Annotated in this window: 21 protein-coding genes and 1 pseudogene; 3 read left to right on the top strand and 19 right to left on the bottom strand. The window is 41.1% G+C overall.

What is annotated here, in order from left to right:
• Positions 1-18: 18 nt before the first annotated feature.
• The 19 genes from BET01_RS11975 to lgt form a co-directional block, all read right to left on the bottom strand.
• Positions 19-663, bottom strand: a complete 645-nt coding sequence (locus BET01_RS11975; protein WP_120197055.1) for a vitamin B12 dependent-methionine synthase activation domain-containing protein — start codon at positions 661-663, stop codon at positions 19-21.
• A gap of 74 nt (positions 664-737) precedes the next feature.
• Positions 738-1595 carry a methylenetetrahydrofolate reductase [NAD(P)H] gene (gene metF, locus BET01_RS11970; RefSeq protein WP_120197054.1) on the bottom strand — a complete coding sequence of 286 codons (858 nt, stop codon included), beginning with the start codon at positions 1593-1595 and terminating at the stop codon, positions 738-740.
• Between the two features lie 72 nt (positions 1596-1667).
• Entirely contained in the window at positions 1668-2540 is an 873-nt protein-coding gene (gene hflC / locus BET01_RS11965) for a protease modulator HflC (RefSeq protein WP_120197053.1), read from the bottom strand.
• Positions 2537-3511, bottom strand: a complete 975-nt coding sequence (hflK, locus tag BET01_RS11960) for an FtsH protease activity modulator HflK (protein ID WP_120197052.1) — start codon at positions 3509-3511, stop codon at positions 2537-2539. The genes hflC and hflK overlap by 4 nt, the downstream gene beginning before the upstream one ends.
• A 256-nt stretch (positions 3512-3767) precedes the next feature.
• Positions 3768-4856, bottom strand: a complete 1089-nt coding sequence (locus tag BET01_RS11955) for a hypothetical protein (protein ID WP_147422810.1) — start codon at positions 4854-4856, stop codon at positions 3768-3770.
• 12 nt (positions 4857-4868) lie between these two features.
• Positions 4869-5195 carry a hypothetical protein gene (locus BET01_RS11950; RefSeq protein WP_243117202.1) on the bottom strand — a complete coding sequence of 109 codons (327 nt, stop codon included), beginning with the start codon at positions 5193-5195 and terminating at the stop codon, positions 4869-4871.
• A gap of 65 nt (positions 5196-5260) precedes the next feature.
• Positions 5261-6592: a cell division protein FtsZ gene (gene ftsZ / locus BET01_RS11945; RefSeq protein ID WP_120197049.1), complete on the bottom strand. Its 1332-nt coding sequence runs from the start codon at positions 6590-6592 to the stop codon at positions 5261-5263.
• Positions 6593-6710: 118 nt separating this feature from the next.
• On the bottom strand, positions 6711-7439 hold the full coding sequence (locus BET01_RS11940) for a cell division protein FtsQ/DivIB (RefSeq protein ID WP_120197048.1): 729 nt from the start codon (positions 7437-7439) through the stop codon (positions 6711-6713).
• A complete protein-coding gene (gene murA, locus BET01_RS11935) occupies positions 7436-8686 on the bottom strand; it encodes a UDP-N-acetylglucosamine 1-carboxyvinyltransferase (RefSeq protein ID WP_120197047.1) in 1251 nt (416 codons plus the stop codon). Before murA ends, BET01_RS11940 begins: the two co-directional genes overlap by 4 nt.
• A gap of 68 nt (positions 8687-8754) precedes the next feature.
• On the bottom strand, positions 8755-9906 hold the full coding sequence (locus BET01_RS11930; RefSeq protein ID WP_120197046.1) for an FtsW/RodA/SpoVE family cell cycle protein: 1152 nt from the start codon (positions 9904-9906) through the stop codon (positions 8755-8757).
• A 42-nt stretch (positions 9907-9948) separates the two neighbouring features.
• A complete protein-coding gene (gene murD / locus BET01_RS11925) occupies positions 9949-11295 on the bottom strand; it encodes a UDP-N-acetylmuramoyl-L-alanine--D-glutamate ligase (RefSeq protein WP_120197045.1) in 1347 nt (448 codons plus the stop codon).
• Positions 11296-11307: 12 nt separating this feature from the next.
• A complete protein-coding gene (mraY, locus tag BET01_RS11920; protein WP_120197044.1) occupies positions 11308-12276 on the bottom strand; it encodes a phospho-N-acetylmuramoyl-pentapeptide-transferase in 969 nt (322 codons plus the stop codon).
• 75 nt (positions 12277-12351) lie between these two features.
• Entirely contained in the window at positions 12352-14112 is a 1761-nt protein-coding gene (locus tag BET01_RS11915) for a peptidoglycan D,D-transpeptidase FtsI family protein (protein ID WP_120197043.1), read from the bottom strand.
• A 75-nt stretch (positions 14113-14187) separates the two neighbouring features.
• Entirely contained in the window at positions 14188-16377 is a 2190-nt protein-coding gene (locus BET01_RS11910) for a peptidoglycan D,D-transpeptidase FtsI family protein (protein WP_330512802.1), read from the bottom strand.
• Between the two features lie 40 nt (positions 16378-16417).
• Entirely contained in the window at positions 16418-16900 is a 483-nt protein-coding gene (locus BET01_RS11905; RefSeq protein WP_120197041.1) for an FtsB/FtsL family cell division protein, read from the bottom strand.
• Positions 16901-16914: 14 nt separating this feature from the next.
• A complete protein-coding gene (rsmH, locus tag BET01_RS11900) occupies positions 16915-17856 on the bottom strand; it encodes a 16S rRNA (cytosine(1402)-N(4))-methyltransferase RsmH (protein WP_120197040.1) in 942 nt (313 codons plus the stop codon).
• Positions 17853-18278: a division/cell wall cluster transcriptional repressor MraZ gene (mraZ, locus tag BET01_RS11895; RefSeq protein ID WP_120197039.1), complete on the bottom strand. Its 426-nt coding sequence runs from the start codon at positions 18276-18278 to the stop codon at positions 17853-17855. Before mraZ ends, rsmH begins: the two co-directional genes overlap by 4 nt.
• A gap of 334 nt (positions 18279-18612) precedes the next feature.
• Positions 18613-18765, bottom strand: coding sequence for a Spo0E family sporulation regulatory protein-aspartic acid phosphatase (locus BET01_RS11890; protein WP_207667607.1), 153 nt, complete (start codon positions 18763-18765; stop codon positions 18613-18615).
• A 1-nt stretch (position 18766) separates the two neighbouring features.
• Positions 18767-19645, bottom strand: coding sequence for a prolipoprotein diacylglyceryl transferase (lgt, locus tag BET01_RS11885; RefSeq protein WP_120197038.1), 879 nt, complete (start codon positions 19643-19645; stop codon positions 18767-18769).
• Between the two features lie 206 nt (positions 19646-19851).
• On the opposite strand from lgt, the gene ychF reads away from it, so the two are divergent.
• The 3 genes and pseudogenes from ychF to BET01_RS11870 all read left to right on the top strand — a co-directional run bounded on the left by ychF (position 19852) and on the right by BET01_RS11870 (position 22721).
• The gene (ychF, locus tag BET01_RS11880) at positions 19852-20949 is read left to right on the top strand and encodes a redox-regulated ATPase YchF (protein WP_120197037.1); all 1098 of its coding nucleotides are present in this window, start codon (positions 19852-19854) and stop codon (positions 20947-20949) included.
• A 167-nt stretch (positions 20950-21116) separates the two neighbouring features.
• Positions 21117-21752: pseudogene (locus tag BET01_RS11875) on the top strand (formate/nitrite transporter family protein); the annotation flags it as partial.
• Positions 21753-21914: 162 nt separating this feature from the next.
• Entirely contained in the window at positions 21915-22721 is an 807-nt protein-coding gene (locus BET01_RS11870) for an MBL fold metallo-hydrolase (RefSeq protein WP_120197035.1), read from the top strand.
• The last annotated feature ends 15 nt before the right edge of the window (positions 22722-22736 follow it).

The following is a 22736-nucleotide window of genomic DNA, read 5'->3' as shown; positions in this document are numbered from 1 at the left end:
CCATCTGAATCTGTCCCTTTAATTTCTTCGGTATGCGCAATCTGTCTTCCCACAGGATTCACATCCTTTTACCTCACAACGGTATGGCTTTTCACTAACACCCATAATAGCAGTTACAGATTTTGATGGTGTCATTAACAGGCTGTCTGTCAACATGATGCCTACCCGCTTCGATGTCTCTAGGACTGCGGTAATATTGCGCTGACATTCCAGAGCAAAATCACCATAACCAGGACTGAATCTCGGTCTTAAATAAAGTCCTTGGGCCTCAAATTCTACTTTTAGTTTTTGATTTTCTTCGTCACAAAATTCCTCTATCATAGCGGCTGCGGCGGCCTGCATAATAACAGCCTTGCTCATCTGCAACTTTGTATATTTATGCAAAAGCACATCCACACCAGTTCCTAATGTAGCCGCAAATAAAATGACCTGGCTGCAGTCTGCTAAATTCTTGCTTAAATTCAGACTTCTCGTTTGAAAAACCGTAAAATCAATTTCTCCATCAGGCAGAAGTTTCAAAGGGTACGTCCGGCTGACATACTTGAAAGTGGCGCCTTTGGTAAGCTCTTTAATACATTCTTCAATCAGTCCGTTGACCGCATCATCTCCATCCTGTATTCCATATCCCAAGTATCTGCGAACTTCCTTACGGCTGATTTCCATGAGCCTTCCTCCCTTATAAATCCATTAAAGAAATGGGTCCGGTCCTGCAGTAGGCACCGAACCCTATATCATTACTACAGTATTTCCGATAAGTTTTCCTTGATCTTATAAGCAATTTCCGGATTATTCATGGAATATACATGAATGGCATTCACTCCATTTGCAATCAAATCAATGATCTGCTCCGTTGCATATGCAATGCCGGCCTGCTTCATGGCCGCAGGATTATCCCCAAACCGATCTACGATAGCTTTAAACCTAGATGGCAAATAAGTACCAGAGAGCTGACAGCTTCGAATAATCTGCCTTACATTGGTTACAGGCATTATTCCTGCAACTACTGGAACTGTAATTCCTTTTTCCCGAATGCGATACAAATAGTTATATAATATATTATTATCGAAAAACATCTGAGTGGTTACAAAATCACAGCCTGCCTCGACTTTTTCTTTTAAATAATCCATATCAATGGTTTTGCTGGCAGACTCTACGTGACCTTCCGGATAACATGCAGCGCCGATGCAAAAATCACCCGCCTCTTTTATTTCCCGGATCAACTCTGATGCGTAGCTGTATTCTTTGGAGACTGCTCCGTCCACTGGAATGTCTCCTCTAAGAGCAAGCACATTATCAATGCCTGCTTCTTTCAACTCGTGAAGAACCTCCCGAACCTTTTCCTTCGTGGAAGATACACAGGTTAAATGGGCAAGAGCCGTCACATGATGATTATGATGCAGTGCAGAGGCAATATCAACCGTATACTTACTGGTTCCTCCACCTGCTCCATAGGTGACACTCATAAAAGCCGGATCTAACTTCGCAATCTCTGCTGCTGCCCGCTCTACGGATTCATATTTATCCTCTGTCTTCGGGGGAAACACTTCAAAAGATAAGGTTGGCTTTCCCTGGCTTAAAATGTCTTTAATCTTCATGCTGTCTGTCTCCAATCTATCGTCTCTTTATCTTTTTAACACTTTACCATAAAAAATTCGTTCCTGCAACAATTAACGTCCTGTAAATATTTTCGCGATTGGAGAATCTCCTGGCAAAATAAGAGTGTTGTTTTTTCCACCAAGAGAGGTCCTGGCTGCTTCAAGAGAACGGATAAAAGAAAAGAAATCCGCCCTTTGAGAATCGCTGTAGGCTTCTGCCAGAAGTCTCATATATTCCGCCTCCCCTTCCGCTGTCACTGATGCAGCCGTTGCCTGGGCATCTGATATGCTGATTGCAATTTCCCGGTCAGTCGTATTTTGAATTATCTTTGCTTCCGCTTGACCCTCTGCTGTATAAGTAGCTGCGATTTTATCCCGCTCTGATATCATTCTTTCATACACAGCCGCCTTATTATCCACTGGAAGGTCAAGTCGTTTTGTCTCAACGGCCAGAAGTCTGATGCCGTACTGGCCCATATTTTCTCCCACATTGTTCATGATGGCCTGGGATAGCTCTCCATCTCGACTGCTTATGACATCGTTCTGACTCATACTACTGATAACATTCTTAACAGAGTTATATACTACCGTATCAATTCTAGCCTCTGCACTGACTAAAGAAGAATTTAGGGACTGAGCAAACTTTAGAGGATCCTCAATTTTCCATAAGACATAACTGTCGCTTAGCATGGTCTTCTTATCCATGGTGATTACGTCTGATGCTGCAAGATCGTAAATCAAGATCTGCTTTGGCAAAGTATCTGCTGTCTGAATCATGGGAATCTTTATGGTAACACCAGAGGTATTTATAACTCGCTCCACACGACCAAACTGACGTATTAATTTATATTCATTTTCATTGGTAATTACAATAGAGCCAGAGATTGCAATGAGCACAACAAGAGCTGCAAATGCCAGGGCAACCTTTTTTAATTTTTTTCTCATTCTGTTTTCTCCTTTTCTGTATTATTTCCTCCTGTGAAACTATCCAGAGGAAGTATGGTACTGGTCTTATCGGTTCCATCAATAATTACTTTCATATTGGGAAGAACCTTTTCCATGGTTTCATAAAACATACGTTTCTTAGTGACATCAGGATTCTTTTCGTATTCCATATACATTGCAGTGAATTTAGCTACTTCTGCAGTGGCTTCGTTGATTCTTCTTGCCTTTGCAGCTGCCGCATCCTGTAAAATCTTATCGGTCTGAGCTGTTGCCTCTGGTAACTTCTCATTCCGGTATTTATTTGCATTGTTGATCGCAGTCTCTTTTCCCTGTTTTGCTGTTTCTACTGCCTTAAAGGCTTCCATAACCTCTTTTGTAGGTGGTTCGGAATCTTGAATGGTGACATTTACAACGGTTAGGCCTATTTCATGGGCTTTTAGCTTTTCCATAATCATCTGCTTGATCTTCGTCTGGATTTCATTCTTTCCATTGGTCAACACAGAATCTACGTCATAGGTCCCAATTACCGTACGGATACTGCTCTTTGTAATACTTTGTAAAACCTTTAGGGGATCTTCTGATCCATAGACAGCCTTAACCGGATCTGAAACCTTATACTCGGTGAAAAAGTCTACGTTGACAAAATTATAATCCTTGGTGATCATCAATGAATCTTCTTCTTTGCTTTCATTATCATTGGGGTTATAACCAATAGCAAATCCTTGAATGGTAGTGTTCACCTTCTTAACACTCTGAACAAACGGCACTTTAAAATGCAATCCTGGATCTGTTACTGCCCTAGGCTTACCCATGGTCGTTACCACTGCCTGCTCTTGCTCCTGGATATTGTAGATAGAACCAAAACCAATAACTGGAACCGCAACCAATAGGATGGCTGCAATCCCTGATTTTTTAAGGATCCCTTTTACCTTTTTCCATACCTCTTTTTTTTGAGGATCAAATGTTTCCATAATGTGCTCCTTTCTTTACTTACCCTCTATGTTCATGCTCTCGTAAAGGAAATAAAAAAGACTTTTACTGACACCTTAACGGTATCAGTAAAAGTCTTGCACATTTCATAAGGATGCGGATAAATTTCTTTACCGTTCTGACGCAATCTTATCCAGCTAGCTAAAGCTGGCAGCTACTCCCTTTTACGATTGAACCAATTATATCAGATGGAGGACAGCGTGTCAAATAGATTACCTGTAATATTTCTGGAAATAATTATGTCTCACTATTTTCCCTAGTGAGCAAACTGTTATAGTTTACAGTCGTCTGGATAGAATCCTCTCCCTTGGAAACATATAACGAAAAAATTCCATCGGTAAAGATCACTTCTTCCCCTCTTGAAAGTCCGCCTCTGACTTGTTCCATAATAACTGGAATACTGCTGCTCTCTGCCGGAACGTCTGCTGCAGTTTCTGTAAGCTTTAAAAATTGTTCCAAATAGTTAAGAGATGCCTCTTCATTTTTTAAAGTAGACATATAATCATGCATCTCTCCAGTACCAGTATCGTAATTAATTTCTACATACTGGTATATATATCCTTCATCCTGAGGGGATAGCTTACTGGTGACCTCATCTTCTAAATAATAACCTACTGTCGTCTCATAATAGGATACGAATTCAGATTCCGTTCCCATCTCATAATTATCCGAATAAACATCCTGTGGTTTAAGGAGATATCCATAATTATTAGCTTCTATATATTGACCTAAGGAATTATGGATTTCTTCCCCTGCCATTGGAAAATGATCATAACCATTGCAAGCAATACCAGCAGCCTTTACATCCGCTTCTACTAGATCTCTAAAACCAGAATCATCAAATGGTGCCGCGGTCTCATAGTTGGTTTGATTATCAAAAAAACGCTCCGCTTTTTTTACAAGATCAGGAGCCGAGCCCATCACCAAGATAAGAAACGTAATAATTCCTGCGATGGAAAACGGAAGCCTCTTACGTGTATTTTGCTGAGGTGGCGACGAAGGAGCAGGTGGCATGTAATTGCCTGAAGGTGGAGCCATCCTAGTTGGTTGTGGCGCAGTACTAGGAGGTGGAGCCATTCTGGTAGGTTGTGGCGCAGACCTAGACTGTGGCTGAGGTGACGAAATTGGCCTACCAGTCTGCTGTGGGGGCCTAGCAGCACCACTTGCTTGCGTATCAGAAGAAGGAAACCCCTGATTCGGCAGTTTTTCATTCAAATAATAATCCATTTCCCACATCACTGGGCGGCGAACGATTTTCTTACAACGGGAACAATAATTGGCATCAGTAACCGGAAGATCACAAATCGGGCATATTTTTCTTTTCACTTTTGTCTCCCCCTATCCAAGTACCAGGTGAGCCACAGCAATTTCATCATCTTCATGGAAGCCCTGGGCACAAACCTGGATATTATATACGTATGCTTCCTCAAGACCGGTAAATACAGCAATTGCTTTTATATTTTTTCCTTCGCTGGCCAATGCCAGTACCTGTCGAACGTCTTCAATGGTCTTTTTTAATAATTCATCGGTTGGACCGGGAGATAATGACTCTCCATCTTCCAAATCTGAATCCAGTATAAAATCCTCCAAAGACATCTTTTTATCATCTTCTTGATTGGCATAGTAATCCTCAGAGATTTCCCAATCATCCAATTTATCAGACATACTGTCACTCCTTTCCAAAACAGGCAGGTTCATCGGAACCTGCCTGATATGTAACATAATATGTTTTATCTTTTATTTCTCAAAAAATCTGGTATGTTGATCTGAACTTCTTTATTCACAGTAGGACGGTATGGCTGTCCGTTCCCCTGGGGCGCTGCCTGAGGGTTAGTCTGTGGAGTGTAGTTCGGCTTCTGGAAATTACTGTTGTTATTATTGCCTGCATAATTCTGATTCCCATAATTGGCATTACCATTCTGGTAATTCTGATTATTGTTATAATTAGGATTAGAATAATTGTTGTTATTATAATTCTGATTAAAAGCTGGATTTGCTGCGGTTGCCGCTGCTTCCTGGTTAACTGGCTGATTCTGTGGAGCTACTGTCTTTGGCTGTTTAAAACCTGGGTTGGAAAAATTCGTCATAACCTTGGATACTGGTGTCTCTGACTGCATGTCAAGTCCGGTAGCAATAACCGTAATGCTTGCTTCGTCCTGAGCATTCTCATCATACATAGCACCAAAAATAATATTGGCATTGTCTCCAGCCATCTCCTGTACGTAGCTGGCTGCTTCATTGGCCTCGATCAGGCTAATGTCACCAGAGATATTAATAATTACATGAGTAGCACCTTCAATCGTGGTTTCAAGCAGTGGACTGGATACCGCCTGTTTCACAGCCTCCAGAGCCTTCTCATCACCCTTAGCTCGTCCGATACCAATATGGGCAATTCCTTTGTCTGTCATTACCGTCTGTACGTCTGCAAAATCTAAGTTAATAAGTCCAGGAACATTGATTAAATCTGTAATACCCTGTACTGCCTGCTGAAGAACTTCATCCGCTTTCTTAAGTGCATCTGGCATGGTAGTGCGTCTGTCCACAATCTCAAGAAGACGGTCGTTAGGTATTACGATTAAGGTATCAACACTCTCTTTTAATCGTTCTATACCATTCAATGCATTGGTCATACGGGTTCTTGCTTCAAAACGGAAAGGTTTTGTTACAACTCCGACCGTAAGTATTCCCATATCTTTTGCGATCTTTGCAACAACAGGAGCAGCACCAGTTCCGGTTCCGCCTCCCATACCGCAGGTAACGAATACCATATCGGCACCCTTCATAACTTGAGCTAGATCATCCGCATTCTCTTCTGCTGCCTTTTCACCAACTTCTGGCTTTGCACCTGCACCAAGACCCTTGGTCAGCTTTTCTCCGATCTGCATGGCAGTTGGTGCCTTGCAAAACTGTAACGCCTGCTTGTCCGTGTTAATGCCAAAAAATTCAACACCAGCGATATTCTCTTCGATCATGCGGTTCACCGCATTGTTTCCGGCACCACCTACTCCGATTACCAGAATTCTTGCGGCATTGTCCGCCTCATTTATCTTAATCTCTAACAAGATTATATCCTCCTTTAACCATAAACAGCTTACTGTATAAACCTAATTAATATAATATTTGATTTTAACAAAAATATCAACTATTTTTTTAATAAAATTGCTTGCAAATTATGTAAATTCAATTATTCTTTACAAATCGATACGATGTGACAGTTTCCGCCTCATCGTAAGTGTCCAAATATAAGGTTCCCTTTAGTCCTTCTAAAACAGGAAGCTGATCTTTTAACTCCGAGATCTTTCCATTCATCTGGTTATTGCTTCCAAGAAAGACTTTGATGTCTTCCATCGTCAGACTGGCATCTCCTTTGGAATCATATTGAATCTGATCAACGGAGATATCGTGAGTGGATAAAAGTTGGGTAAGAGTCAGTATTTCACTAAAAATCCTGCCATTTTCTACGGGAAGGGGCTGGTGGAGGGCAATGTGCCCATACTGGAGCCCTACGATCCGCGGAACACCGGTCAGCTCTGCACTAGAGCTTTCCACGATGATCCCGTCCTTATCAAAATACATATAGCTGCCCATGTAGGAAACAAAACCCACCACGGTCTTCTCATATACGATAACCTCAACCTTAACTGGGCTTAGGAATACGATTTTATAATCTTCTACAAACGGAATCTGCTCATGTTTCTGAAAGCGGTCCTTGTAGATACAAAAAATCGCATTCCGGTCCCAGCTGCCCTTGAACAAAAGGTTCACAATTTGTTCTTGAGTATATTTCTTATTGCCAGTCACCTTGATCTCTTTGATTTGCAGTGATAAAAAGACAACAGCTACCAGCAATAATACTGCTGTTGCAATCGCAATCTTAATTTTTCCTTTGCTGCTTTTTAAATATCTCATTCCATCCCTCTGATTACCGCACCAAGACTGCTTAAATCCCGGCAGATGTCTTCGTATCCTCGCTCAATATGATAGCCTTCATGGATCTCTGTCACACCTTCACTTGCCAGGCCAGCCACCACTAGCGCTGCACCGCCTCTTAGGTCGGGAGCTATTACCCGGTTACCTGACAGGGGATAAAGACCATGTACGATGGCATGCTTCCCATCTATCACGATATCTGACCCTAGTTTTTTAAGCTCCTTGGCAGTAGCAAACCGCCCTTCAAATATAGTTTCCGTAAGTCTTCCGGTTCCATGCCCCGATGCCATCACCGCCATCATCTGAGACTGGAGATCCGTAGGAAATCCAGGATAAGGCGATGTCACCACGTCCAGACAGTCAGGGCGACCTTTCATAGACACCTCCAAACCATCATGATAGGTTTTCAGCTCTGCTCCCATTCGTTCTACCAGAGAGAGAGTTGCAGTTAAATCATTTGGTCGGATACCCTTTATAAAGATGTTTCCTTCTGCGGCCATGACTGCCGCTAAGTAAGTTCCAGCGACGATCCGGTCTCCTGCAACTGTAAATTCAGAATCATGCAGTTTATTTACACCGACGACCATCAGCTTTGAGGTTCCGGCTCCTTCAATCCTCGCTCCCATATTGTTTAAAAACTCACAAAGAGCGATAATCTCCGGTTCCTTTGCCGCTCCCCGGATTACAGTGATTCCTTTGGCTAAAACAGAAGCAAGCAGCGCATTTTCCGTTGCTCCCACGCTGGGAAATCTCAATTCAATATCAGCACCTATCAGTGTATTTGCAGATACAATCAGCTTTTCGGCCTCTTCTTCCACCACTGCTCCAAGCTTTCTAAACGCAGAAAGGTGTAGATCAATGGGTCTTTTTCCGATAGAGCAACCTCCTGGGAAGCTTGTGACTGCAAGACCGGTTCTTCCAAGAAGTGAGCCCGACAAAATAATGGATGACCGCATGCTCTTTATATAATCTTCCGGAATCTCTGCCTGAGTAATTGTTACCGCATCCACGATCAGTGTATTGCCTTCTAGCCGGCACTTACATCCAATACGCTGAAGTATCCCCAGCATACAGAACACATCCTGTATCCTGGGGACATTATGAATCACTGTAGTACCTTTATGGAGAACCGCCGCTGCCATGATGGGCAGAACAGCATTTTTAGAACCCTGAATCTTTATCTCACCTTTTAAGGATCGTAACCCCTGGACCTGTATGACTGACAATCCGGTACCTCCCATGGCTTCTTATATACTATCCTATGTTAAAAGTGAGAGAATGGTATCAAATTTTATCATTTTTCCAGTTTTATCTGGTTGGAAACACTTAAAACCATGCCCATTTCTATCATAAGAAAAAGTACCGAAGTACCTCCATAGCTGATAAAAGGCAAAGTAATACCAGTATTTGGTATGGTGTTGGTTACTACTGCGATGTTAAGTATAACCTGTATGGCAATATGCCCCATGACCCCAACGACAAGAAGCGATCCAAAGAGATCTGGCGCATTGTCTGCAATAAGCATGAAACGGTAAATCATGAAAAGAAAAATCAGGATTACAGATACCGCCCCAAAAAGCCCCAGTTCTTCACAGATGATGGAAAAAATCATATCATTTTGCGCCTCTGGCACAAATCCCATCTTTTGTATGCTCTCTCCAAGGCCTCTTCCTACAAGACCCCCTGAACCAATGGCATATAGCCCCTGCAATACCTGATAACCTCCAGTAGACGGATATGCCTCTGGCTCCAGCCAGACAAGAATACGGCCCAACTGGTAATCGTGTAAGATGTTTAGTTTCTGGAGAATTGTAGCGATAGGCCCTGCAAACGCCAGACCCCCAAAACCTGCTAAACCACAAACAAAAAACGGCCATTTCTTTTTGCACGCAATAAATAGCATGACAAAAGCAATTCCCACAATGATGATACCGGAGCTTAGGTTATTCGCAGCTACGATTCCCGCAATAGGAATGGTAGTTATAATCACCAGAACTACTCCATTTTTTGAATTGATGTTCTTACCCATTTGCACAATTAAAACTGCCAGCATTACAATCAAGGCGATTTTAACAAACTCTGTGGGCTGAAAAGAAAGGCTTCCTACTCCAAGCCATCTCTTCTTTCCGTTGGCTTCAATTCCAAATAAAGAAACTGCAATCATGAGAACATAGGAAAGCACATAAGCAAATACTGCAAACTTTCCATACCAGTGATAATCCAGCCTGGATATAATGACCATGATCACGAAGCCTCCAAGTGCAATCTTTGCCTGCTTCATCATGAAAAACGCCGCATTGCCAAATTTAAGCTGAGCAGCATAAGAACTGGAACTGTATATCATGACAAGTCCAAAGACCGTCAGGAATATCACGGTAAACAAAAGGCTGTAATCGTAAAAACGGCGTGGTCTATTCTTTTTCTTTACTGGCCCTTTTTCTGCCATATCATTCCTCCTCGCCACCTATACTTCTATGCAGAAATAACGTTACAGATTGCGGACACATTCTTTAAAAATATCGCCGCGTTCCTCATAGCATTTAAACATTCCCCAGCTGGCACACGCCGGTGAAAGCAGCACATAGTCTCCTATATTGGCATAAGAAGCACAGACACGGACAGCCTCCTGCATATCCTCCGCATACATCACGTTGGTAAAGCCTTGTCTAGCGGCGCATTCAGCAATTTTTTCTCTGGTCTGTCCCAACAGCACCATATATCTCACCTTGCCGTCAAAAGACCGGATCCATTCATCATACTCGGAGTTCTTATCATAACCTCCTGCTATGAGAATTGTAGACCCAGGCATGGCTTTCACTGCCTGTATAGCTGCATCAGGATTTGTTCCCTTAGAGTCGTTGTAATATTTTACACCTGATTTCTCGGCTACAAACTCGATTCGATGCTCCACTGCTTTGAATTCACAGACTGCATTTCTAATAACCTCTATGGGGACTAAAGCTTCTACAGCGATGGCAATGGCGGCCATCACATTCTCGTGGTTATGACGCCCAAGAAGCTTTAATTCCTTGACAGACACAATCTCATACCGTTCCCCATTATGGTTACGTATTATCATGTCCCCATCAAGACAATACCCCTCATCTAAAACCACTCTGCTGCTAAAAAATACAGCCTTAGCTTTTATGGAATTTCCAAACTCACGCAAAACCGGGTCATCATAGTTCAGAACACAAACTTCTTGATCCCCCTGATTTTTCGTAATGCTCTCTTTAATTTTTATGTAACAATCCATTGTTTTATGACGATTTAAGTGATCTGGAGTGATATTAAGTATTGCACTGACTTCCGGTTTAAAGTCTGTTATGGTCTCTAATTGGAAGCTACTGATCTCTGCCACAGTGACCGAATCCGTCGTGGTCTTTAATGCCTCCTCCGTATATGGAATACCAATATTTCCTACTACGAAAACCTCAGCATAAAAGGCTTTCATAATCTCTCCTGTTAAGGCAGTGGTGGTGGTTTTTCCATTGGTACCTGTAATTGCAAAAAGTTTGCCTTTTGCGTGATGATAGGCAAGCTGTATTTCACTCCAAATAGGAATATCTCCATCTCTTAAAACAGAGACAAAAGGAGCGTCTAGAGGAATACCTGGGCTGATAACGCAAAGGTCAATGTCTTTTATGTCCTCTTTTTTTAATTCTCCCAGTAAAACAGAGAAGGTTCCCTCTTCTTTAAACTGTTCTGACAGCTCATCCTTATTTAAGGCATCGTTGCTGTCATACAGGATCACTTCATCACCTGTTTTTAAAATCAACCTGGAGGCGGCGATACCACTTTTTCCACTGCCGGCTACTAAAATTTTCTGACTCATATGGTTTCTCTCCTATAATCCAAGATACGCAAGCAAGCAAAGAACTGCTGTAATGATAGCAAATACAGCAACCACCCTAGTTTCAGACCACCCAGAAAGCTCAAAATGGTGATGAATGGGAGCCATCTTAAAAAATCTTTTGCCGCCTGTTTTCTTAAAATACACCACCTGAATGATGACTGATAAAACTTCCAGCAAATAAATAAATCCAATTATGGCGATAAAAACCGGCATCTGCATCATAAAAGCACTGGAAGCCACAAAACCTCCAAGCCCGAGAGAGCCGGTATCTCCCATAAAGACCCTGGCCGGATAAACATTAAAAAGTAAAAATCCCAAAAGACTTCCAACGACTGCTCCTGTAATCGGGCTGATTCCAGTCTTTTCTCCAATTGCTACCACGGTTAAGAATGTGGCAATCAAAATGGTGACACTGGTACATAGTCCATCTAAACCATCGGTAAAATTAACGCCATTATCCGTTCCTATGACAATAAAAAATACTGCAGGTACAAAGAATATTCCCAGACTCAAATACAGTCCTTTATCAAAACCTCCGGTAAAAGGTATCAACATTCTAGTGCCCACATCATTTGAATGCATGAGATAATACGCAAAAATCCCAGTGATAATTAACTGCCCGGCCATCTTTTGAATAGCGGTAAGCCCCTCTGACCGTTTCATCACGATCTTGATATAGTCATCAAGAAATCCAACAATTCCAAATCCTACCGTCATAAAAAGAACGGGAATGATTTTCGGATAATCCTTGATATAAAACAAGGACGTGATAATGACACTCGTCAAAATGATAAGGCCACCCATGGTGGGAGTTCCCTGTTTTTTTAAATGGCTCTCCGGACCTTCCTTACGTACCTCTTGGCCAAATTTCAGCCTGTGGAGAAATGGAATTACTATTGGACACAGCATGGCGCTGATGGCAAAAGCTATGATGATTGCCAGAATCGTTTCGTTAATCATGTCACACCTCAATATTTTATGTATTCGTATATCAAAAGCACACAGTAAGTAGTATACGTCTTTTTTTCCGAATAATCAACCACTGATTCGAAACGTGGAAACAGTTTTTTCCTCTGTTGGCTCTATTCCCAAATAAGGAAGTATATTCTTTAATATATCAGCAATTACTGGCGCTGCAATCGTTCCTCCGTAATAAATTCCCTGAGGTTCATCAATGGTAATAAGAGCAATTACCTGAGGATCATTTGCCGGTGCAAAGCCCACAAAAGAAGAAATATATTTCTTTAAGCTTCTTGGAAGTTTTTCAGAGGTGGCAGTTTTTCCACCAACTCGATAGCCGTCGATTTTTGCTCTTTTTCCACTTCCTTCCGAAACCACTTGTTCTAAGATGTAGCGCATGGTTTCGCTGGTCTTTTCTGATACAATACCTTCTTTTACCGGGTAGGTAAAAGCATTAGAAGTTTCTCCGTCAGAACTGATTGCCTTTACGCCAAAATGAGGAGTAATGCGGTTTCCTCCATTAACAATAGAAGCTGACGTGGTAATAAGTTGCAAAGGAGTGATCTGAAATGATTGACCAAAAGAAACGGTTGCGAGCTCTACTAGACCCATATCCTGCTTTTTATGCATGATGGTGGACGCCTCACCTGGAACGTCGATTCCTGTCTTTCCTTTTAAACCAAACTGTTCAAAATACTTATAATAATTATCCACTCCAAGCCGCTGGCCCACATCTATCAAAACGGGATTGCAAGAGTTCATCATCCCCTGAAGGAATGTTTCGGAGCCATGCCCTCCTACCTTATGGCACCGGATCTTTCGATCCTCTACCACACGAAAGCCCGGGCATGAAAAGTGATCATCAAGCTTAACGACTCCTTCTTCCAAGCCTGCTGCTGCCGTAATAATCTTAAACGTGGACCCTGGCTCATAGGTATCGTTAATACAGGGATTTCTCCACATTTGATTCAAAAGATCTTGTTTTTCTTTCGCGGAAGTAGGGATTTCTGTATTGGTATTTAGGGTAAATGGATCATTCAGATTAAATTCAGGTGCATTTACCATAGCCATGATTTCCCCTGTTTTAGGGTTCATTATAATGATGGATACTTTTTTTGCTCCCTTCTTCTCCATTACCTGATAAGCCGCCTGCTCACAATACTTTTGTATGTTCACATCTAGACTAATCTGCAGTGTCTGGCCAGAGACAGGCTCAATCCTGTCCTCCGCTGCATTTTCAATTTCGATTCCTGCTGCATCGGACATGGTCAATATCTTACCATTTAATCCTTTTAAATACTGTTCGTATTTTACTTCCAGTCCAATAATACCCTGATTATCACCTCCAGTGAAGCCCAATACCTTAGAAGCCATAGTGTCGTAAGGATAATAACGTTTATAGTCTTCATCCACTTTTACGCCAGCCAAATGGTATGTACGAATCTGATCTCCTAACGCCTTGTCTACATTGGTTTTAATGATTTCCCTTGAACTGTACTTTTTTACTTTCTTTCGTACTTCCTCTTCATCGATTCCCAGTTCTTTTGACAGGACTGCTACCACCTCATCCGGCTGTTTCACCTGATTATGAATAACCGATATGGTACAAACCGTTCGATTGGTAGCAATGACGGTACCATTGGCATCAATGATATTACCTCTGGCAGCCTTTATTGTCCTCTCCCGCTCATGGAGATCTTCAGCCATGGCACTGTAATGCTCAGAACGGAAAACCATTAGAAAAATAAGCCGTCCCATTAGTCCCGTCATGGCAAGAAACAACAGGAAAAACAGGAGGGCTATTTTCTCTCTATGATGTGTTTTGTTTGAATTCATACACTGCTCCACCGTCATTATTGTTACAGTATATGAATATTTGTCTTTTTTATGAGCCCTCTTGGTTTCTTTTCCTTATTGGGCTGTCGTTTCTTCTATTGATTGAGATTCACCCTCCAAAGACTCTGATGTATCCTGAGGAACTGAAGCTGGCAGCTCAGAATCATCACCTTCCTGTCTATTGACGTACTCTTCCGAAGGATTTAAGTCTTCCGGAGCAACAGTCTGTCCATTTTCCAAGGTAGGAACTGCTGCTGTAGTCTCCTGGGCAGTTGTTTCCTGAGAGGTACCATCTCCTTCAGAGGCAGCTGTGGTCTCACTGGTAATTCCTTCCTGTTCCGGAAGCTTTGCTCCGTCACCTGAAGGAGCACCTTCCGTGTCTGTATCTGGGAAGATATTTAAATAAGGAAGAATATCAGCCATAATCTTTTGAAAAATCTGGCTGGCATATGTACTATGGGGCTGATCCTCTACATGAGGCTCATCTACTACTACATAAACCAAGACCTGAGGATTATCTGCCGGTGCATATCCACAAAAGGATACTACATAGTTTTTCTTGTCACGTGGAATCTTTTCCGCAGTACCTGTCTTTCCAGCCACTTTATATCCAGCCACTTTAGCCGCACCGCCGGTGCCGCCTTCTGCATTGACCGTCTTAAACAGAGCTTCATTAATAAATTTGGTTGTTGGTTCAGATACGGTTTCGCGTACAAGAACTGGATCAACTTTTTTAACAATGGCACCTTGTTCATTTAAAATCTGCTTAATCACATGAGGTTCATAATAGGAACCGCCGTTAATAACAGAACCGTATGCAGCTGCCATCTGAATCATCGTAGTGTTAAAATTTTGTCCAAAAGAATTGGTGGCCAAATCCGTAGGACCCGCATTATCCACAGTATATATAGTAGATCTATTATCCGCCTCACCTGGTAAATCAATACCCGTTTTGGAACCAAAACCAAACATTTGCTGATATTTATAAAACTTATCTTTTCCTATCTGCTGGGCAATTCTCATCATTACCACGTTACAGGATTTCATAAGTCCTTGTTCCACCGTTATGGGACCATGTCCAAAACGACTAACGCACTTGATCTTATGTCCTCCCACTTCCAGGAACCTATTGCAATCAAATACTTCCTGTCCTGTGATGGCGCCTTCTTCCAAAGCAGCGGATACCGTAAATATCTTCTCCGTTGATCCTGGTTCAAATCCATCACTAATGGTGAAATTACGCCAAGTCTGGTTCCATGCTACCTGAGTACCTAACGATATAATTTGTTCATCGTTGTAATGTTGAGTCACTGTCTCCTCAGTGAGAGGCTGAGCATCTTTGTTTTTACGTTTGAAATCATCAATAGCTTCCTTAATCCCAAGTTGACGCAGTAAATCAGGGGTAAATTCCGGCCTTAAATCACGAGGATTGTTAAGATCAAAAGATTTATCATCTGCCATTGCTAAAATCTCTGCGTTATTAGGATCCATTACAATGACTCCGACTTTTTTACTTCCTGTCTGTTGCTCCCATTCATTTATGTACTTTTCAACGATTTTTTGTATGTTCACATCGATGGTAGAAACAACCGTATTGCCGTTGGAGGAAGGTTTTATAACTCTCTCCAAATTAGAATCATCGTTTAAATAACCATACTCTCTTCCGTTGATTCCCATAAGGGTGGTATTATAAAACTGTTCAATGCCTCCAGTTCCTCCCATACCATCTCCATTGGCAAATCCGATCACTTTGCTTCCCATGGAATTATAAGGATAGATTCTTTTATACTCATCTTCAAACCAGATTCCCTTGATGTCTTTTTTCTCTTTTTTTAATGCCTTTGTCTTGTCTAGCTTATATTTGTCATATTTCGTTTTATCTTCGTAAGTAAGCTGCTTGGTATAACGAACATATTGCTTATCCTTTTTTTCCTGGATAAGATTCATGATCTCATTCCTATCATAACCAAAGCACTCTGTAAGAGCAGTAACAGAAGGCTCCAAATACGCATCTGGATCCGACATGATTTGCTTCGGATCAAGTATTAAGTTGTAAACTTTTTCACTTGCTGCAAGATATGTACCGTTCCGATCTAGAATGTCGCCTCGTTTAAAAGGAATTACCCTGCTGTCATATTGTTGCTGAGACAGTACAATCTGATTAAAATCTTCTTTTTTATGTGTCATCAAATTATAAAGGACCATAACCAATGCAAACAAAGCCAGCGTAATTACAAGAACCGTAATCGCTAGCTTTTCTTGCATATAACGCGGGAATACTTTACTCTTCTTATTCCTGTTTTTGTTAGTATTTCGGGATATCCTCATTCTGTCTTACATACTCACTTTCCGTTTTATCATAGTGAAGGATCTGATCCTTATTTGCATAGACCATACCAAGTTCCTCAGTGGCTACCTTATACACATGATCCAAATCAACGGAAGTTTTAATACTTATCTCCAGTGCATTGTTTTCAGTTCGTAATTTTTCCAGCTGCGCTTCCTGTACGCCAATTCCGTGAATATTGGTCGTAATAGATGATTGCAGTTGTAAATACCTGATACAGATACAGAGGGTGCAGACAACCGCAACCGTCAGCATAAGAACATAGGGCAGATCCATTTGCAAAGCTTTTTCACGATTCCGCCTTACTCTGTGATTTACAGATGTTCTGCGGACTTCTTCTGGCGTATTAGCCGGTATGCGTGCCGGTATTGCTTTACGGACAGCATTTCCATGTACGTAATCAGTATTTCTGTAGGATCGCACATTATTTTTGGCAGCCACTCGAATTTCCTCCCTTAATCTATGCGCTCAAACACCCTAAGCTTGGAGCTTTTTGAACGCTTATTCTCTTCGATCTCTTCCTCTGTTGGTATGATGGGTTTTCTTGTTATAACCTTACCTTTGCTTTTTCTGCCGCAGACACATATCGGAAAATGCGGAGGACAAATACAAGGATTTTCATTGGTTCTAAATCTAGTCTTTACAATTCTGTCTTCCAGGGAGTGAAACGTAATAACCGATATTCGCCCGTCTGGATTAAGCAAATCAATCATAGCATCCAGTGACTGACTTAATACTTCTAATTCCTTATTAAGTTCGATCCGAATTGCCTGAAACGTCTTCTTAGAAGGATGACCACCTTTAGCTCTTACTTTTGCAGGAATGGCTGCTCTAATAATCTCTGACAGTTCCCCTGTCGTCTCAATTGGCTTTATTTCTCTTGCTCTGACAATATGCTTGGCAATATTCTTGGCAAACTTGTCCTCGCCATAATCTCTTATGATCCGGTAAATATCAAATTCGCTGTAGTTATTGATAATATCAGCAGCCGTCTGATCGTTTCTCTGATCCATCCTCATATCCAAAGGAGCATCTTCTTCTCTGTAGGTAAATCCTCGGTCTGAAGCATCCAACTGGTACGAGGATACACCCAGATCCAGATAAATACCGTCTACCTTCTCAATTCCAAGTTCACTTAGTACTGCCTTTATATTTACGTAATTACTTCTTACGACTGTAACTTTATCTTTATGTTCCTCAAGTCGCATTGTCGCTGCCTCTATGGCATCTGCGTCTTGGTCAATTCCAATTAATCTTCCGTTTTTAGAAAGACGTTTACACACTTCAAGAGCATGTCCTCCGCCTCCTAACGTTCCGTCAACATAAATTCCGTCCGGTTTTATATTCAGGCTGTCGATGGTTTCCTCTAGCAGCACTGACTTGTGTTCAAACATCATATTCCAAGTCCTTCCATAGCTTCCGCAATTTCTTCCATATCATCATAGGTATTGGCTGCTGTCCATGCATCCTTACTCCAAATCTCAATCCGGCTACCTACTCCCACTAAAATCGCATCTTTTTCAATGCTTGCATGTTCTCTAAGAACTGCTGGAAGAAGAATTCTTCCCTGCTTGTCCACTTCGCAGGAGGTTGCACCGGCCAGAAAGAATCTAGAAAACTTTCTTGCATTGGTATTGGTAAGAGGCAGGCTTTTTAGCTTTTCTTCTAAGGCAGTCCACTCGGTGTTATCATACACAAATAAACAGCCATCTAAGCCCTTCGTCACGACGAATTCTTCTCCAAGCTGTTCTCTGAATTTAGATGGGACAATAAGACGTCCCTTCGCATCAACTGTATGATTGTACTCTCCCATGAACATACCAATCACCTGCTCGTACATAGGTAGGGTGTTTTATTGCTTTTCCACCATTTTCTACCACTTTGTACCACTTTCCTCCACTTGTACTTTAATTTTAGTACATTTGATTAGAAATAGCAAGGAAATTTTTGATTATTTTTCATTGATTTCGGTTACAAAAGACGTTAAATGCAATTATTTCCAATATTTCCCACAATTAGACAAGGTATTTCCAAAGTGCTTCTATTTTAGTGTTTCTTCATATTATAATGATCATATTTAACATAAATATCATGGTAATTTTTTGCACAAAAAATGCGGGAAGGCATTTAGCCTTCCCGCATACATATATAACTTAATAACCTGCTTCTATATATTGTTCAATCAATTTATCCAGTTCTACACTCCTAAGATAAATAACATCTCCATCATCATAATCAATACTTTTATTCAGTCTTTCCCTTGCTTCTTCGATATTTCGAATTAACTCTTCTTTTGAAATTATCATATCATGTTTCTCCTTTGCTCTTTAATCTAATCTGTCTGTGTTGGAAGAAGAGCACAAGAGTAGATACCACTACCAGGATCAATGACAGTGCCTGAGACACCGGAATGCCAGTACCAAAGAATATTAGCTGGTCCGTACGGATTCCTTCTATCCATACTCGTCCTAGTCCATAGCCAAGCAGGTAGATAAGAAACATCTCCCCATCAAACCGTTTGCGTTTCCGGTACCAGAGCATGAATGCAAGTACGCATAGATTCCATACCGACTCATAAAAGAAGGTTGGATGTACCTGTATATACTCTACACCATTTTGAACGATTAAATGGTTTAATAGTTCTTTCGATATCATATTCTCGTTAACTAGCGCCCTTCTGATTCTCATAGCAAACAGGCCGTCTGTATATCCGCCAAACGCTTCGCAATTAAAGAAGTTTCCCCATCTTCCTATAATTTGCCCGGTTATCAGTCCAAGACATCCAGTGTCCGCCAAGGAAAAGAAGGAAAGTTTCTTCACCCTGGTATAGACGATCAGAGTTAAAGCTGCACCAATGACACCGCCATAAATAGCCAGCCCCCCTGCTCTCAAGTTCAAAATTTGTAACAGGTCATTTTTATAATTAGCCCAATCGAAAATAACGTAGTAGATTCTGGCACATATAATAGAAACTACGATTGCATACAGGGCAAAATCCAGATACAGTTCCGGGTCTTGTCCTCTTCGTTTTGCATCATTCGAAGCAATCCAGAGGCCTGTTAAAATTCCAATCCCAATGATAATCCCGTAGAATGCAATGCGGAACCCAAATATTGAGATACTGTTTCGCAAATGAGAAATCGTAATTCCCAAATGTACAAAACTAATATCTGCCGTATTTGCCATTCGTCTTCTCCTTTCGATTTTTCTTTATTTTACCCCGTGAAAACACAAAAATCAAACAGATTCGCCCGACATATTCGACTATTTTTCGACAAATGATGGGTTTCTTGTGTTTTTTGTCTTTTTTTTTTGCGGATAATATGTTATTCTATATTAGTTGTAAATAAAAATCAACCATGAATATAAACAATATTAGGAAGGTAATTGCTATGAAATTAGGTATTGTCGGATTACCGAACGTAGGTAAAAGCACTTTGTTCAATTCTCTTACAAAGGCTGGGGCAGAATCTGCCAACTATCCATTCTGTACGATTGACCCAAATATAGGGGTCGTTCCTGTTCCAGACGCACGCCTGGGTCAGTTGGCTGAACTTTATAATTCCGCAAAGATCATCCCAGCTGCCATTGAGTTCGTGGACATTGCTGGTCTTGTAAAAGGAGCCTCAAAAGGGGAAGGTCTGGGAAATCAGTTTCTTTCCAACATCAGGGAAGTAGATTCCATCGTACATGTGGTACGCTGTTTTGAAGACGGCAATGTCATTCACGTTGACGGTAGCGTAGATCCTTTGCGCGATATTGAAACAATTGACTTAGAGTTAATTTTTTCCGATCTTGAGATTTTAGACCGTCGCATCGCTAAATCGAATAAAGGATCAATGAACGATAAGTCCCTTGCAAAGGAATTAGATATCCTTAAGAGAATTAAAGCCCATTTAGAAGACGGCAAACTGGCAAGAAGCATGGATCTAGATGAATCCGATGAGATCGAATTTATTTCCTCTCTCAACCTTCTTACTTATAAGCCTGTTATCTTTGCTGCTAATGTCTGCGAAGATGATCTGGCCGATGACGGTGCCACCAACGAACTCGTTGCAAAGGTAAGAGCTTTTGCAAAAGAAAATGACAGCGAAGTTTTTGTCATCTGCGCCCAGATTGAGCAAGAAATTGCTGAACTGGAAGAAGATGAGAAAAAGATGTTTTTAGAAGATCTTGGTCTTACCGAATCCGGTCTTGAAAAACTCATTCGTGCAAGTTATCAGCTCCTGGGCCTTATCAGCTATCTGACAGCCGGTCCTATGGAAACAAGAGCCTGGACCATTGAGGAAGGCACAAAAGCGCCTCAGGCAGCAGGAAAGATTCATTCCGATTTTGAACGAGGTTTTATCCGTGCAGAGGTAGTGAATTTCAAGGATCTTTTAGACTGCAAAGCTTATAGCGCAGCAAAAGAAAAAGGACTTGTCCGCTCAGAAGGCAAAGAATATGTAGTTAAAGATGGGGATGTTATCCTCTTCCGATTCAACGTATAACGCTTATCGGCCGGTGCCTGAAAGCACCGGCTTTTCTTTGCGCAAAATCAAAATGATAATTTTATATCAATTGCATAAATATTCTTGAAAACTACATTCGTTATGCTATAATATGACAGGACAAAAAACCTCTTTTTACGTGAGACAAGAATCGACAAAAGAAAAGGAGTATTAACATGAAAACACTGATTAAAGCAATTGCTGCAGGAGTCTGCATCGCAATGGGAGGAATCATATATCTGACTCTTGAAAATCGGATTGCTGGTTCTTTTTTATTTTCCATCGGTTTATTTACCATCTATACGTTTGGATTTAACTTATACACAGGAAAGATATGTTACATCGTCCACGAAGGACCTTCTTATTTAAAAACGGTTTTAATTGTATACATAGGAAATCTTATAGGAACACTAGGTTCCGGCTTGATCTTTCGCCACACGAAGCTAGTAAAATTAGTGGAACACGCAACTGAAATTGTGGATTTAAAATTGACTGATACCTTATTTAGCACATTTGTAATGGCTTTTATGTGTGGCGTCTTAATGTGTATCGCTGTGGTTGGTTTCCAGACCGTAAAGGACGATGTTGGTAAACACCTGGCTCTTATCCTTCCTATCATGGTATTTATACTTTCAGGCTTTGAACATAGTATCGCAGACATGTTTTATTTTACAATGGCCGGTGCCTGGAGTTTAAAAGCAGTCCTGTATATGCTTGTGATTTCTCTTGGAAACATGGTAGGAGCAAGTATGATTCCCGCTATAAAGAAAGTTTACAAGGAAGATTTCCCTTGTTCTCATTAATATAATACGATTTGAAAAGGAGCACAAACACAAGGTTTGTGCTCCTTTTTGGTTATTTTATGCAAATATTGCTCATTTACTGTATTTTATTGTAATCTTAACTTTATTTTAACTCATTTTATGCTATAATAAATTCAATAAATAGCCAGATCAGGAGTTCATATGTTAGTGAAAATAGTTGTAGACAACAGTACTTTAGAAGACCAATTTTATAAAGGGGAGCCTGCCGCAAGTTTTTACATAGAAATTGACGATCTGAGGATCCTTTTGGACACCGGATATTCTGACATAGTGCTTTCAAATGCAGAAAAGATGGGAATTGATTTGTCCAAGCTGACTCACATTGTCCTTTCCCATGGGCACAACGATCATACCAATGGATTGAAGTTTTTAGATGAAGCCATTCAATTATCCAAGATAAAGATCATCTCTCATTCTGGCTGTTTCAATTCTAAGATAGCAGGAAACCAGAACATAGGCGCCCCATTTAGCAAAGAAGATATTAGTAATAAGACAGAATATATCCCCACTAACAAACCATATTTTCTCTCAGATAATTGTGTGTTTTTAGGTGAGATCCCCCAGAAGAATGAATTTGAGCAAAGAAGTCCTTTAGGCAAAGTGATGTCTGATGGCGAATGGCAGGATGATTATCTTATAGATGATTCTGCTCTCGCTTTAAAGACCTCAAAAGGGCTATTCCTAATCTCCTCTTGTTCTCACGGCGGTATCTGCAATACCCTTGATTACGCCAAGGAAATATGCGAGGAAGATCAAGTTGCAGGTGTCTTAGGAGGATTCCACCTGTTTGACGTGAACGAACGCTTTGTACAAACCGTAGATCATCTTAAAAACTGCCATGTGGACAAGGTATATCCATGCCACTGCATTTCCCTTTTAGCAAAAGCTAAGATGATGGACAAACTACCTATTCATGAGGTTGGGGTAGGACTAACCATAGAACTATAATATCAGGCGCAAAAA

Source organism: Lacrimispora algidixylanolytica (assembly GCF_003609635.1).
Taxonomy (GTDB): Bacteria; Bacillota; Clostridia; order Lachnospirales; family Lachnospiraceae; genus Lacrimispora; species Lacrimispora algidixylanolytica.
The sequence above is the reverse complement of the archived record's forward strand: the minus strand, read 5'-3'. Positions and strand labels throughout refer to the sequence as shown.